This is a genomic window from Starkeya sp. ORNL1 (assembly GCF_012971745.1).
GTDB lineage: Bacteria > Pseudomonadota > Alphaproteobacteria > Rhizobiales > Xanthobacteraceae > Ancylobacter.
In genome coordinates this window covers 1,703,741-1,718,246 of the sequence record NZ_CP048834.1, presented here as the reverse complement: position 1 = coordinate 1,718,246, position 14,506 = coordinate 1,703,741, and the positions used below count along the sequence as shown (strand labels likewise).

Annotated in this window: 12 protein-coding genes and 1 tRNA gene; 7 read left to right on the top strand and 6 right to left on the bottom strand. The window is 67.4% G+C overall.

The window, feature by feature from the left end:
* Positions 1 to 478: 478 nt before the first annotated feature.
* Positions 479 to 553, bottom strand: a tRNA-Val gene (locus G3545_RS08285).
* A 396-nt stretch (positions 554 to 949) separates the two neighbouring features.
* The gene (locus G3545_RS08280) at positions 950 to 1,660 is read right to left on the bottom strand and encodes an HAD-IA family hydrolase (RefSeq protein ID WP_170011550.1); all 711 of its coding nucleotides are present in this window, start codon (positions 1,658 to 1,660) and stop codon (positions 950 to 952) included.
* A 169-nt stretch (positions 1,661 to 1,829) separates the two neighbouring features.
* Between G3545_RS08280 and G3545_RS08275 the strand changes: the two genes are divergently transcribed.
* The 3 genes from G3545_RS08275 (at position 1,830) to G3545_RS08265 (ending at position 3,822) form a co-directional block, all read left to right on the top strand.
* A complete protein-coding gene (locus G3545_RS08275; RefSeq protein WP_206151400.1) occupies positions 1,830 to 2,288 on the top strand; it encodes a hypothetical protein in 459 nt (152 codons plus the stop codon).
* 246 nt (positions 2,289 to 2,534) lie between these two features.
* Complete coding sequence (gene rpiA / locus G3545_RS08270; RefSeq protein WP_170011548.1) at positions 2,535 to 3,236, top strand: ribose-5-phosphate isomerase RpiA; 702 nt, start codon at positions 2,535 to 2,537, stop codon at positions 3,234 to 3,236.
* Positions 3,237 to 3,258: 22 nt separating this feature from the next.
* The gene (locus G3545_RS08265) at positions 3,259 to 3,822 is read left to right on the top strand and encodes a DUF2059 domain-containing protein (RefSeq protein WP_170011546.1); all 564 of its coding nucleotides are present in this window, start codon (positions 3,259 to 3,261) and stop codon (positions 3,820 to 3,822) included.
* A 193-nt stretch (positions 3,823 to 4,015) separates the two neighbouring features.
* On the opposite strand, the gene G3545_RS08260 is transcribed toward G3545_RS08265, so the two are convergent.
* The 3 genes from G3545_RS08260 to G3545_RS08250 form a co-directional block, all read right to left on the bottom strand.
* Positions 4,016 to 5,527 carry a tripartite tricarboxylate transporter permease gene (locus tag G3545_RS08260; RefSeq protein ID WP_170011544.1) on the bottom strand — a complete coding sequence of 504 codons (1,512 nt, stop codon included), beginning with the start codon at positions 5,525 to 5,527 and terminating at the stop codon, positions 4,016 to 4,018.
* A gap of 12 nt (positions 5,528 to 5,539) precedes the next feature.
* Complete coding sequence (locus G3545_RS08255; RefSeq protein WP_170011542.1) at positions 5,540 to 6,025, bottom strand: tripartite tricarboxylate transporter TctB family protein; 486 nt, start codon at positions 6,023 to 6,025, stop codon at positions 5,540 to 5,542.
* 293 nt (positions 6,026 to 6,318) lie between these two features.
* Positions 6,319 to 7,290, bottom strand: a complete 972-nt coding sequence (locus tag G3545_RS08250; protein WP_170011540.1) for a tripartite tricarboxylate transporter substrate binding protein — start codon at positions 7,288 to 7,290, stop codon at positions 6,319 to 6,321.
* 212 nt (positions 7,291 to 7,502) lie between these two features.
* Between G3545_RS08250 and gor the strand changes: the two genes are divergently transcribed.
* From gor to G3545_RS08235, 3 genes are all read left to right on the top strand, one after another.
* On the top strand, positions 7,503 to 8,981 hold the full coding sequence (gene gor, locus G3545_RS08245; RefSeq protein ID WP_170011538.1) for a glutathione-disulfide reductase: 1,479 nt from the start codon (positions 7,503 to 7,505) through the stop codon (positions 8,979 to 8,981).
* 325 nt (positions 8,982 to 9,306) lie between these two features.
* Entirely contained in the window at positions 9,307 to 10,692 is a 1,386-nt protein-coding gene (locus tag G3545_RS08240) for a 3-deoxy-7-phosphoheptulonate synthase class II (protein WP_170011536.1), read from the top strand.
* Between the two features lie 334 nt (positions 10,693 to 11,026).
* Complete coding sequence (locus tag G3545_RS08235; RefSeq protein ID WP_170011534.1) at positions 11,027 to 12,625, top strand: FAD-dependent monooxygenase; 1,599 nt, start codon at positions 11,027 to 11,029, stop codon at positions 12,623 to 12,625.
* Between the two features lie 124 nt (positions 12,626 to 12,749).
* Here G3545_RS08235 and G3545_RS08230 read toward each other — a convergent pair whose 3' ends face one another.
* Entirely contained in the window at positions 12,750 to 13,754 is a 1,005-nt protein-coding gene (locus tag G3545_RS08230) for a zinc-binding alcohol dehydrogenase family protein (RefSeq protein WP_170011532.1), read from the bottom strand.
* Between the two features lie 311 nt (positions 13,755 to 14,065).
* Between G3545_RS08230 and G3545_RS08225 the strand changes: the two genes are divergently transcribed.
* Positions 14,066 to 14,446, top strand: a complete 381-nt coding sequence (locus tag G3545_RS08225) for a helix-turn-helix domain-containing protein (protein WP_170011530.1) — start codon at positions 14,066 to 14,068, stop codon at positions 14,444 to 14,446.
* Positions 14,447 to 14,506: the final 60 nt, after the last annotated feature.

Sequence of the window (14,506 nt, the reverse complement as noted above, 5' to 3'; positions counted from 1 at the left end):
CGGGCGCCTGGCGCTTCCGCCGGCGTTTCCACGGCCCATCGAGCCGTTCGTCACTCGGCGCCGCTGGTCTTACCGGTGGCTGCTGTTTGCGTCTCATGCTTTGTGGACGGACGAGATCCGGAACGCGACACTGGTGCCGCGGTTACGGACGACAATACCGTCGACTTCTTGAGCGTCGGAGGCGTGTACCGCCTCTTCCCCAGAATTCCCATCGGCCTATCGCTCTTATAGAACGTCGCTCGATGGTTGCTTCATTGGGCATGCGCCCGCAATTTACATTTCCGTAAAGCTAGTGCCTTCGAAGCTTCCGCTTCGCCCAGGTTCAACGCCGAAGCGGCCAGGGGGTCGGAACGGTCCATGAACGCAGTCCACGGATTTTCCACGGATTTGCCTGCCGAGTTGCGCATATGTTCGCACGTCTGTGCAAACCGACCTCTCGGGGTGATGGTCGCGCCTCATTGAAAATGAAGGCAAATGATGGTGGGCGATGCAGGGATTGAACCTGCGACCCCTCCCGTGTGAAGGGAGTGCTCTCCCGCTGAGCTAATCGCCCGTCTGGTTCATGCGAACCGACACGTCGCCATCGAGGCGGCAGGATTTAGAGTGTCGGCCCGGAGGCGTCAAGCGCGGTGGTGGGTTGTGCCTGTCGATAACCAGCCACGTCATCCTGAGAGCCTGACCGAAAACTCCAATTGGCCCTCACCCCCGGACTTGATCCGGGGATCCAGCCCCTCCGCATGCACCCGGTTGAAGTCTGGATCCCCGGATCAAGTCCGGGGATGAGGGTGGAAAGGTGGCTCCCTCAACGGATAAGTCGAATTTTGAATCAGGCTCTGAGGTGCGAGCGGAGCGAGCCTCGAAGGATGCTCACGCAGAGCGCGGCCATCGGGGACGGCCATCCTTCGAGGCCGGCCTCTGGCCGGCACCTCAGGATGAGGTGGCTGTTTGATCAAGCCCGCGCCGCGCGCCATCCGGCCGGGGAGAGCAGGCGCTCCACGGTCTGCGGCAGCAGGTCGAAATGCTCGATCAGCACGTCGCCACCCAGCTCGGCGGCCGGGGTGTCGGTGTAGCCGAATGGCACCACGATCACCGGCACCCGGGCGTTGCGGGCGGTGAGCACGTCGGTGACGCTGTCGCCCACCATGACGGCGCGCTCCACATGGCCGCCGGCGCGCTCGATGGTTCCGATCAGGTGGCCGGCGTCCGGCTTGTGCACCTTGAAGGTATCGGCGCCGGCGATCACCGCGAAGCGCTCGGTGAGGCCGAGACGATCCAGCAGCAGGCGCGAGAGATATTCCAGCTTGTTGGTGCACACCGCCAGCACATGGCCCTGCGCGGTGAGCGCATCGAGCGCCGGGATCAGCCCGGGGAAGGGCGCGGAACTGTCGGCGATGTGGGCGGCGTAATGCTCCAGGAAGCGCTCATAGAGCTGGTCGGCTTCCGGCTTGTCGAGACGGATGCCGGCGGCATCGAGGCCGCGCTGCACCAGCGCGCGGGCGCCGGCGCCGATCATCTTGCGGGTGTCCTCGCGCGCCAGGCGGGGTGCGCCGGCCTCGTCCAGCACCACGTCGAGCGTGTCGAGCAGATCGGGTGCAGTGTCGACCAGGGTGCCATCGAGATCGAAGGCGATGACGGCAGGCGCGGTGGCACGATCGACCATGAACAATCTCCTCGGCGAAAATCCTTGGCGCGGCTTTGGCGCCCCGCCTCTTGCCTACAATCCTGCCGCTTTTGCTGTCCAGCGTGCCGCGTCCATCCGACACGCGTCGCTGCAAATCTCGCACGGCCGTGACAGGATGGGAATCGGCGGCGCTCTCAGGAGAAGATCGATGAACTGCAACATCCGGCCCCTCGCCAAAAAGTTGCCCGCTTTACTGCCGGGCCTGGTCGTGGGGTCCATGGTCGCGGGGGGGCTGGCGGTGGCGCCGGCGCAGGCCCAGCAATCGCCTGCCCAGCAATTGCCGGCCTACGGCTTCCGGTCGCCGCCCTCGGCGCAGGCCAATCGCATCTATTCGGTGAACAGCGCCACCGGCGAGATGTCGGCCTGCCAGTTCGAGCGGCCGGAAGGCAGCCTGGTCGGCGTCACCAAGTGCTTTGCCAAGGATGCCAGCGCCGGGCCGCAGAAGGCGGGCTCGTATGAGCTGATCTCCACCCTCTATTCCGGCGAGACCGGCGTGTTCCGGGTCAATCGCGACACCGGCGAGATGAGCGTGTGCTATGTGCGCGACATGCCGAAGGCCGGCGGCGGCACCGAGGCCAGCGTGGTGTGCACCCCGCCGGCGAAGTAAGGGGCGCTCTGCTTCAGCATCCTTCGAGGCCCGGCTTTGCCGGGCACCTCAGGATGACGTGGCTTTTTAGATGAACGTCATCCTGAGGTGCGAGCGCAGCGAGCCTCGAAGGATGCTCGCCCGCAACGCCCCGCCCATAGCAACCATAAGGCCACAAGGTCGCCCCGTCGCACCTCTAAAACCATTCGCGCGCTTGTCCTCGCGCCCGTTCGGCGCTAGGCAGCGCGTCGATATTGGGAACATGAGATGTCTGACGCCGAACTGCTGAAACGCGAGGCCGCCGCGCGCGCGCTCGATCTGGTCCGCTCCGGCATGAAGCTGGGGCTCGGCACCGGCTCGACCGCGCGCCATCTGGTCGAGCTGCTCGGCGCCCGTGTCGCCGAGGGGCTCGACGTGGTCGGCGTGCCGACCTCGGAGGCGACCCGCAAGCAGGCGGAAGCGCTCGGCATCCCGCTCGGCACGCTCGACGAATATCCGGCGCTGGACCTGTGCATCGACGGCGCCGACGAGGTCGGGCCGGATCTCGCGCTGATCAAGGGCGGCGGCGGCGCGCTGCTGCGCGAGAAGATCGTGGCTTCCGCGGCACAGCAGATGATCGTCATCGCCGATGCCAGCAAGAAGGTCGACACGCTCGGCAAGTTCCCGCTGCCGATCGAGGTGGTGGATTTCGGCGTCGCGGCCATCCGCCGCGGCATCGACAAGGCGGCGCGCGCGGCGGGCTGTCACGGGCTGCTCACGCTGCGTCGCGGCGCCGACGGCCATGTTTTCGTCACGGATCAGGGACACCTGATCCTCGACGCCGCTTATGGCGCCATTGCCGACCCCGCTCTGCTGGCGGCGCGTCTGGCGGAGGTGCCCGGCGTTGTGGAACATGGGCTTTTCATCGGGCTTGCGAGCCGTGTCATGCTCGCAGGCCCCGGCGGCGTCACCGTGCTGGAACGCGGCTGAGCATTTGGCGAGGGAGATTTTCATGCGCGTATCATTGGGCGGAAAGGCCGGCCTGCGCGGCCTGATCGGCATCGGCCTCACCGCTCTCACCGTGGTCGCGGCGGCGCCTGCCTTCGCCCAGACCGCACCCGCGCCCGGCGCGGCGGCCGCGCCCAAGGCGCCGGAGCCGAGCGCGGCGCAGATCGCGCTCGCCCGGCAACTGCTCGACGTCAATGGCGAGGGCAAGAGCTTCGACTCCCTGATCCCGGGCGTCATCGAACAGACCGCGGGCGGCTTCGTGCAGGCCAATCCGGACCTGATCCGCGACCTGCGCGAGGTCGCGACCCAGCTGATCCCGCAATATGAGGGCCGCCGCGGCGAGATCACCGACGTGCTGGCCCGCACTTACGCCGCCCAGTTCAGCGAGGCCGAGCTGAAGGAACTGATCGCCTTCTACGGCACGCCGGTCGGCAAGAAGCTGGTGGAACGCCGCCAGGTCATCCTCGATGGCGGCATGCGCGGCGTCCAGACCTGGAGCGCCAAGCTCGCCCGCGAGGTCGAGACCAAGGTGCGCGAAGAGATGAAGAAGCGCGGCTACACGATCTGACGTGTTCTGCGCTTCACACCAAAAAGGCCCGGCACGCTGTGCCGGGCCTTTTTTTGCGTTCTGGGGTCGCCCGCGTGAGCATCCTTCGAGGCCCGGCTTTGCCGGGCACCTCAGGATGACGTCGCGTATGAGAACCACGTCATCCTGAGGTGCGAGCGTAGCGAGCCTCGAAGGATGCCCACGCAGGACGCCCTCAATCCTCGTCCCCGCCCACCGGCGCCTTGTGGCCGGTGATCAGCTTGAACAGCAGCGGGCCGAACAAGGCGAGCGCCGAGAGTGACAGCAGGGTCAGCGCGATCGGGCTCTGGAACAGCACCATCGGATCGCCGACGCTGATGGCGAGCGCCCGGCGCAATTGCTGCTCGGCCAGCGGGCCGAGGATCAGCCCGACCACGACGGGGGCGATCGGATAGCCGTAGCGGCGCAGCACGTAGCCGAGCAGGCCGAAGATCACCAGCATGCCGAGTTCGACCAGCGAGGGGTTGGCGCCCAGCGTGCCGAGCGTGGCGAACACCAGGATGCCGGCATAGAGCCAAGGCCGGGGAATGGCGAGCAGCCGCACCCACAGCCCCACCAGCGGCAGGTTCAGCACCAGCAGCATTGCGTTGGCGATGAACAGGCTGGCGATCAGGCCCCACACCAGGTCCGGATTGTTGGTGAACAGCAGCGGTCCGGGGTTCAGCCCATATTGCTGGAAGCCGGCCAGCATGATCGCCGCGGTGGCCGAGGTCGGCAGGCCCAAGGTGAGGAGGGGCACCAGCACGCCGGCCGCCGCCGCATTGTTGGCGGCCTCCGGCCCGGCGACGCCCTCGATGGCGCCATTGCCGAACTCGTCCTTGCGCCGGCACAGCTTCTTCTCCAGCGCATAAGAGAGGAAGGTCGGGATCTCGGCGCCGCCCGCCGGCATGGCGCCGATCGGGAAGCCGAGCAGCGTGCCGCGGATCCACGGCCACCAGGAGCGCTTCCAATCCTCGCGAGTCATGAACACCGAGCCCTTCACCGGCTCGATGATCTCGTCCGCGCGCGCACCCGCGGCGGCCACCGACAGCGTCTCGCCGATGGCGAACAGCGCCACCGCCAGCGTCGTCACCTCGACGCCGTCGAGCAGGTCCGGCACGCCGAAGGAGAGCCGTGCCTGCCCGCTCTGCAGGTCGATGCCGATCAGGCCGAGGGTGAGGCCGATGAACAGGCTGGTGAGGCCCTTGGTGACCGAGGCGCCGAAGGCGGCGGAGACGGTGGTGAAGGCCAGCACCATCAGCGCGAAATAGTCTTCCGGCCCGAACGAGATGGCGATGTCGACCACGGTCGGCGCGATCAGCGCGAGGCCGGCGGTGGCGATGCAGCCGGCAACGAAGGAGCCGATGGCGGCGGTGGCGAGCGCCGGCCCGCCGCGCCCAGCGCGGGCCATCTTGTTGCCCTCCAGCGCCGTGACGATGGAGGAGCTTTCACCCGGCGTGTTGAGCAGGATGGAGGCGGTGGAGCCGCCATACATGCCGCCATAATAGATACCGGCGAACATGATGAGCGAGCCCGCCGGATCGAGCTTGAAGGTGATCGGCAGCAGCAGCGCCACGGTGAGCGCCGGGCCGATGCCCGGCAGCACGCCGACCGCGGTGCCGAGCATGACGCCGACAAAGGCGAACAGCAGGTTCATCGGCTGCAGCGCAACCGTGAGGCCGGAGGCGAGGGCGGAGAACGTATCCATTGCGCGGCGCCCTCAGATCAGCTTTTCGAGCGGGCCGGCCGGCAGCGACAGCTGCAGGCCCTTGGCGAAGATGACGTAGATCACGAAGCAGATGATGGTGCCGGCGAGGAAATGCGCCCACACCGGCCCGCGCCCGAAGCCCTTGGAGGTGGCGGCGAACAGCCAGCCGGTGGCGATGGAGAAGCCGAGGAACGGCAACAGCGCGATCTGCCCGAGCAGGCCGGCCAGCACCCAGGCCATGGGCATGACCTCGTCATGCGGGCGCTCTTCCTCCACGCCCTTCATCGCTTCCACCGCGTTCGCCACGGCGAGCAAGGCGAGGCCGGCGGCGATGATGGTGGGGAAGGCCGCGGGGCCTACCGACGAATGCGCCGCCACCGAGGACAGCCGCCAGGCGTCCCATCCCACCACCAAGGCGAGGATGGCGAGGCCGAAAGCGATGACGAAGCCGGCCTTGTCGGGGGCGGGCTTGGATGAAGGGGAGGGCAGGTCGCTCATGATGGGGTTCCCGGAAGGGCAGGCGGGATCGGAGCTTAGGGTGCGCGCCATCCTCTACGGAAGGGGCTCCCGCAGGGTAAGGATGCGTTCTTCTGTGGGTTGTTGCGGAAGGAACCGCTTTGCGTGGGCATCCTTCGAGGCCGGCCGGTGGCCGGCACCTCAGGATGAGGTCGTATGTGAAAACAACCTCATCCTGAGGTGCGAGCGCAGCGAGCCTCGAAGGATGCTGAAGCAGATGAAAGCACGGACGGCCGGGACCCGCCCGGCCGTCACATCTCAAGCCGTCAGCGCCCTCAGTTCGCCAGGCCGACGTCCTTCAGGATGGTCTGCGTCGAGGCGATGTCCTTGGCGAGCTGGGCCTCGAAGGCGGGGCCGGCGAGATAGGTGTCGGCCCAGCCCTTGGCCTTCAGCGTGTCGATCCAGGTCTTGGACTTCGCCATCTTCTCGACGATGCCGGACAGCGTCGCCTTCTGCTCGGCGGTGATGCCCGGAGCCGCGGCGACCATGCGCCAGTTCTGGATCTCGACGTCGACGCCGCTCTCCTTCAAGGTCGGGATGTCCTTGGCGTCCGGCAGGCGCTCGGCGCTCGACACGGCGAGGATGCGCAGCTTGCCGGCCTTGGCCTGGGCGTCGAATTCCGAGAGGCTGGAAATGCCGACCGTCACCTTGCCGCCGAGGATGGAGGCGAGGGATTCGCCGCCGCCGGAGAAGGCGATGTAGTTCACCTTGGTCGGGTCGACGCCGATGGCTTTGGCGATCAGGCCCGCCGCGATGTGGTCGGTGCCGCCGGCCGAGCCGCCGGCCCAGGACACCTTCTGCGGATCCGCCTTCAGCGCCTTGACCAGGTCGGCCATCGACTTCAGCGGCGAATTGGCCGGCACCGCGATGGCTTCGAACTCGCCGGTGAGGCGGGCGATCGGCGTCACCTGGGAAAGGTTCACCGGCGACTTGTTGGTGATGATGGCGCCCACCATCACATAGCCGCCGACGATCAGCTGGTTCGGATCGCCCTTGGCGCTGTTGACGAACTGCGCGAGGCCGATGGTGCCGCCGGCGCCGGGCACGTTCTGCACCTGCACGTTCGGCACGATCTTCTCGCCCTGCAGCGTCTGCTGCATGGCGCGCGCGGTCTGGTCCCAGCCGCCGCCCGGCGCCGCCGGGGCCATGATCTTGAGTTCGCTGACCTGCGCGAGCGCGGAGCCCGGGGCGAGCGCACCGGCCGCCAGCGTGATGGCGAGCAGCGGGGCGCGGAATGAATGCAACATGTGGTCCTCCCGATTGGGGACAGTCCGCGCCGCTTTGACCGCGCGGCGGGCCGCCTTCCCGATGGAGAGGCAAGCTAGTGCGCGCAGCGTAAGGTGTCGAGCACTTGGCTGGCGTGACTTAAGGATGAGAAAACCCCGCATCAGCCATGCGTCGGCTTGACGATGCGATCGGCCGCGCAGACATGGAAGCGGCTAATCCGAGGGGTGATCTCATGTCCGCGTCCGACTCCATCCATGATGTCGACCTGTTCGTCATCGGCGCCGGTTCCGGCGGGGTGCGCGCCGCGCGCATCGCCGCCAATCACGGCGCGCGGGTGAAGATCGCCGAGGAGTACCGCGTCGGCGGCACCTGCGTGATCCGCGGCTGCGTGCCGAAGAAGCTGCTGGTCTATGCCGGCCGCTATGCCCACGAGTTCGAGGACGCCGCCGGCTTTGGCTGGATCGTGGAAGGCGCGCGCTTCGACTGGAAGACGCTGATCGCCAACAAGGACCGGGAGATCGCCCGGCTGGAGGCGGCCTATGGCACCAATCTCGCGCGCAGCCATGTCGAGATCATCAAGCAGCGCGCGGCGATCGAGGACCCGCACACCGTGCGCCTTGCCGACGGCACGCGGATCACGGCGGCCACCATCCTCATCGCCACCGGCGGGCGCCCCAATCGCGGGCTGGATTTCCCCGGCTGCCATCTCGGCATCACCTCCAACGAGATGTTCCATCTGGAGACGCAGCCGGAAAGCATTATCATCCAGGGCGGCGGCTACATCGCGCTGGAATTCGCCAGCCTGCTCGCCGATCTCGGCACCAGGGTCACCGTGGTGCATCGCGGCGACAAGGTGCTGCGCGGCTTCGACGAGGAGATCCGCGAGCGCATCGCCGGCGAGCTGGCGGCGAACGGCGTCACCTTCGAGTTCGGCGTCACCATCGATGCCATCGAGGAGACCCCGCACGGCCGCCGCGTGCTGCTGAATGACGGCCGCGCGCTCGAGGCCGAGCAGGTGATGCTGGCCATCGGCCGGGTCCCGAACACCATCGGGCTGGGGCTGGACGCGGTCGGCGTCGAGCTGGACATGAAGGGCGCGGTGGCGGTGGATGCGCGCTCGCGCTCCAGCGTGCCCTCCATCTATGCGGTCGGCGATGTCACCGACCGCGTGGCGCTGACCCCGGTGGCGATCCGCGAGGGCCACGCCTTCGCCGACACCGTGTTCGGCACCCATCCCTGGACCGTCGACCATTCGCTGATCCCGACCGCGGTGTTCACCGAGCCGGAAATCGGCGTGGTCGGGCTGACGGAGGCTGACGCGCGGGCCAAGGGATACCGGCTCGACATCTACAAGACCGATTTTCGCCCGCTGAAGGCGACGCTGTCGGGCCGCACGTCGCGGGTGTTCATGAAGCTCGTGGTCGACCAGCGCACCGACAAGGTGCTGGGCGTGCACATCATCGGCGAAGGCGCCGGCGAGATGATCCAGCTGGTCGGCGTCGCGCTCACCGCCAACGCCACCAAGGCCGATTTCGACCGCACCATGGCGCTGCACCCGAGCACGGCGGAAGAGCTGGTGACGCTGCGCACCAAGGACCCGTCAAGCGACATGCCGGCGCCCGACACGCTGCCGATGCACGGCGAGGAGCCGATGGTCGACGAGGACGCGGTGGAGTCGCAGATGCGCGAAGGCGTGCCGGCGGCGAAGTAGCGGGCGTACTGCTTGGACATCCTTCGAGGCTCGCTGACGCTCGCACCTCAGGATGACGTGGTTCTTTTAAACACGACGTCATCCTGAGGTGCCCGGCGACGCCGGGCCTCGAAGGATGTTCAAGCAGAGCGTCTTCTTCCTTCCCTCGGCCTCACCGCATCGCCAAAGGTGGGTACGCCAAACGCGCAACACCTTCTCACAAATGCAACATCCACCCTGCATCCGTGGTCTGGTATTGTTCTTGCCCTTAGGTGTATAAGGCCCGCCTTTCCCGCCCGGGCTCATATCAGCTCGCCCCGGCGGCAATAATCGTGAGGAGGCGAAGATGGCTGAGCGCTGGACGCCGGATAGCTGGAGGGCCAAGCCCATTCAGCAGGTGCCGGAATATCCCGACATGGAGGCCCTGGCTTCCGTGGAGCGTCAGCTTGCCAGCTTTCCGCCGCTCGTTTTTGCAGGTGAGGCCCGCCGCCTGAAGCGTGACCTCGCCAAGGTGGCCAAAGGGGAAGCCTTCCTGCTGCAGGGCGGTGACTGCGCCGAGAGCTTCGCCGAGCATTCGGCCGACAATATCCGCGACTTCTTCCGCGTCTTCCTGCAGATGGCGGTGGTGCTGACCTATGCCGGCGCCTCCCCGGTGGTGAAGATCGGCCGCGTCGCCGGCCAGTTCGCCAAGCCGCGCTCGGCGCCGATGGAGAAGATCGGCGATGTCGAGCTGCCGTCGTACCGCGGCGACATCGTCAACGACATCGACTTCACCCCGGAAGCGCGCATCCCCGATCCGCGCCGCCAGCTCGAAGCGTACCGCCAGTCGGCGGCGACGCTGAACCTGCTGCGCGCCTTCGCGAACGGTGGCTATGCCAGCCTCGGCAACGCCCACCAGTGGATGCTCGGCTTCATCAAGGATTCGCCGCAGTCCGGCCGCTACCAGGCGCTCGCTGATCGCATCACCGAGGCGCTCGACTTCATGCGCGCCATCGGCATCGATCCGGAGAACCATCCGGAGATGCGCACCACCGACCTGTTCACCAGCCACGAGGCGCTGCTTCTCGGCTTCGAGCAGGCGATGACGCGCGTGGATTCGACCAGCGGTGACTGGTACGCCACTTCCGGCCACATGATCTGGATCGGCGATCGCACCCGCCAGTTCGACCACGCCCACGTGGAATACTGCCGCGGCGTGAAGAACCCGATCGGCCTGAAGTGCGGCCCGTCGCTGAAGCCGGACGATCTGCTCCGCCTCATCGACGCGCTGAACCCGGACAACGAGGCCGGCCGCCTGACCCTGATCGGCCGCTTCGGCGCCGACAAGGTGGGCGACAGCCTGCCGGCGCTGGTGCGTGCGGTGAAGCGGGAAGGCCGCACGGTGGTGTGGTCGTCCGACCCGATGCACGGCAACACCATCAAGGCGGCGTCCGGCTACAAGACCCGGCCGTTCGACCAGATCCTGCGCGAGGTGAAGGACTTCTTCGCCGTGCATCAGGCCGAGGGCACCTATGCCGGCGGCGTGCATCTTGAGATGACCGGCAAGAACGTCACCGAATGCACCGGCGGCGCGCGGGCGATCTCGGACGCGGACCTGAAGGACCGCTACCACACCTATTGCGACCCGCGGCTCAATGCCGAGCAGGCCATCGAGATGGCCTTCCTCGTCGCTGAGTTGCTGAAGCAGGAACGCGCCGGCAAGGCCCGTCCGGTCATCGCCGCTGCGGAGTGAACCAAGCTCCCTCTCCCCGCACTGAACTCGGCTGTTGCCGAGTTCAGCACTCTAGAAAGTCAAAGTCGGATATATCCGACTTTGACGGAGAGGGTTGGGGTGAGGGGGATCGCGCGTCGAAGCCCCTCACCGACCCGCTCCGCGGGCCACCTCTCCCCAACGGGGAGAGGGAAAGTCAGGCGTCGCCTTGCTTCAATATCCGGGGGTGCGAACGCAGTGAGCCTCGAAGGATGCTCACGCCGGGCGCCTCCCTCGACATGATTCAAATCTCGTAACTTCCCCTTCCATCCCGGCAGCATTCCCACTACCAAGATCCCGAAAACGGGAGGTGGGGATGGCGTCCGACATACTCGTGATAGGTGCCGGCCCAGTCGGGCTGACACTGGCCTGCGAACTGGCGCGCCATGGCGTGCGCCCGCGCATCATCGACCAGCTCGACGCCCCATCGCCTTACTGCCGCGCCATCGGCGTCACGCCGCGCACGCTCGAAGTCATGGAGGACATGGGCGTCGTCCGCGAGTTGGTCGATGCCGGCCTCTGGCTCACCGGCATGCGGCTGATCCTGCCCGGCGCTCCGGTGAAGGAGCTGACGCTCGACCTCAGCGACCTGCCGTTCGCCGCACTGGGCGTGCCGCAATACGCCACCGAGGCGGTGCTGACCGCCCATCTCGCCAGCTACGGCATAACCGTCGAGCGCGGCATCGCGCTGGCCGGCCTCAGCCAGGACGCCGATGGCGTCGATGTCGAACTCGACACTTCGGGCGGCCGGATGAACGCGCGCTTCCGCCATGTCGTCGGCTGCGATGGCGCCCACAGCGCGGTGCGCAAGGCGCTCGGCATCGGTTTCGAAGGCGACGCCTTCCCGTCCGAGTTCATGCTCGGCGATGTCCATATCGACTGGGATCTCGCTCGCGGCATGACATTGCGGGCTATCGTGCCGGTGGAAGATGCCGCGCCGGATTTCCTGGTCGCCGTCCCGCTGCCCGAGCGCGGCCGCTACCGCGTCTCCATGCCGGCGCCGGAGCGGCTCGCCGCGCCGTCCGGCAGCGGCACCGACCATGGCATCCAGGCCGATCGCCCCGGCGCCACGCTCGACGATCTGCAGGCGGTGGCCGACCGGCTGCTGCCGACGCACGCGACATTCTCCGACCTGCGCTGGTCGTCCATCTTCCGCATCAGCATGCGGCTCGCCGACAAGTATCGGGTCGGCAAGGTCTTCATTGCCGGCGATGCCTGCCACATCCATCCGCCGACCGGCGGGCAGGGCATGAACACCGGCATCCAGGACGCCTATAACCTCGCCTGGAAGCTCGCTTTGGTGACGCGAGGGCATGCCGCCGAGGCGCTGCTCGACAGCTATGAGGCCGAGCGCCGCCCGGTCGCCGCCGATGTCGTCGCCCGCACCACCGAGGCCACCGTCAATCTCGGCCATGAGGGCCGCAAGGCCCCGCCCGACCGGCTGGCCGACACGCAAGTGCTGGTCTCCTATGCCGGCGGCCCGCTCAGCGCCGGGCCGGGCAGTGCGAATCTCCGCCCGGGCGACCGCGTGCCGGATGTGCCGGGCCTGCGCCGCTCCGGCTTCGGCTTCCCGCTGCGGCTGTTCGAGCTGCTGCGCGGCACCCGCCACGTGCTGCTGGCGCCGCTCGTCGATGGCGACACCTGGAAGGTCGAGGCCGGCGCCAACACCTTGCGCACCATGTTCCCGGACCTGGTCCGCGTCATCGCCATCGCGCCCGGTGACGCAGTGGTCGAGGAGCCGCCGGGGGTGGAACTCATCCACGATGCCGCCGGCGCGTTCCGCACCGTGTTCGGCGAGCCCGGCGGGCTCTGGCTGGTACGGCCGGACGGCTATCTCGGCCTCCACCGCGCCGATTGGTCGGAATGCGCGGTGGTCGGATATCTGCGCGATGTGGTGGGGCTGAAGACGGGGTGACGCTTTGCTTCAGCATCCTTCGAGGCCGCCTGCGGCGGCACCTCAGGATGACGTGGTTATAAAAGCGACGTCATCCTGATGTTCGAGCGCAGCGAGCCTCGAAGGATGCCCGCCCAGCGACCCCTCAAAACCCCTCCAGCACGACCTTCCCGATCGACGTGCCGCTCTCCAGCGCCGCGTGCGCGCGCTTGAGGTTCGCGGCGTTGATCGTGCCGAAATTGGCGCCGATCGTGGTCTTCACAGTCCCCGCGTCGACCAGCTTCGACACCTCGTTCAGCATGCGGTGCTGGGCGTCCATGTCCGGCGTCTCGAACATCGAGCGGGTGAACATCAGCTCCCAGTGCAGCGACAGGCTCTTGCCCTTCAGCGGCAGCGCGTCGAGCGTCTTCGGGTCGTCGATCAGCGCGATCTTGCCCTGCGGGCGCATCGCCTTGACGATCTCGGCCCAATGCTGGTCGGTATTGGTGAGGCTGAACGCATAATCCACCTCGCCAAGGCCGGCCGCCGCCAGCCCCTCGGTCAGCGGCTTCGAGTGATCGATCACCGCATGGGCGCCGAGCTCGGTCACCCATTTCGCGCTTTCCGGGCGCGAGGCGGTGCCGATCACGGTGAGGTCGGTGAGCTGGCGGGCAAACTGCACCGCAAGCGAGCCGACCCCGCCCGCGGCGCCGATGATCAGCAGCTTGCCGCCGCCGGTCTTCGGCACTTCGAGCCGGTCGAACAGCGCTTCCCACGCGGTGACCGCGGTGAGCGGCAGCGCCGCGGCGTCCGCGAACCCAAGGCTTTTCGGCTTCAGGCCGACGATGCGCTCGTCCACCAGGTGATATTCGGCATTGGTGCCCGGCCGCATCAGCGTGCCGGCATAGAACACCTCGTCGCCGGGCTTGAAGAACGTGACGCCTGAGCCCACCGCCTCGACCACGCCGGTGGCGTCCCAGCCGAGGATAACCGGCGCATCCGGCGTACCCTGCCGGCGCATCCGCACCTTGGTATCGACCGGATTGACCGAGACCGCCTTCACATTGACCAACAGGTCGCGCGGGCCGGGTGTGGGCTTGGCGGTTTCGAAGTCGAACAGTGACTTCTCCGCGGTGATGGGCAGCGATTCGCTATAGCCGACGGCTTTCATGGCACGGGTCTCCGGCGCCCGATGGCGCGTGTTGCAGTTTCCCGCCCAATGTCGCCACGGCGCGGGATTGCGCAAGACGGCACGATTTTGTCGGGTGGTATCAGGAATGGAACCGGGTTTTTCTGCTTCAGCATCCTTCGAGGCCCGTCTTCGCCGGGCACCTCAGGATGACGGGGTTACAAAAGCGACGTCATCCTGAGGTGCTCGCGCAGCGAGCCTCGAAGGATGTTGAAGCCGAGCGCCACCCGAGGCCGCTCCCATATTTCGCACGCAGCCCCTAATATCAGCCGGCTTGCGAGACGGAGACCACCATGGCCAAGCGTCACGAGGATTATAGCTGCGGCACCGGCTGCCCGGTCGAGGCGAGCCTTGAGATCATCGGCGCCAAATGGAAGGGCGGCACCATCTTCCATCTGCTCAATGGCGAACTGCGTTTCAGCGAGTTGCGCCGGCGCATGCCGAACGTCACCCAGCGCATCCTCGCCAAGGCCCTGCGCGAGCTGGAGGCCGACGGCATCATCGCCCGCCGCGTCTATCCCACCGTGCCGCCGCAGGTCGGCTATCGCCTGACCGAGGAGGGCGAGAAGCTCCGCCCCATGGTGCTCGGCCTCGCCCAATGGGGCCGTGATCGGCTCGGCACCCGGCAGCCCGCTGCCGAAAGCGGGGGCCCCGAACTGGTGGCCGCGGAATAGCGGATCTGCCCCGCGCGTCGCGCATTGCGGCGCCGGAGCGCGTTGCGGTAGCCCGTTCGC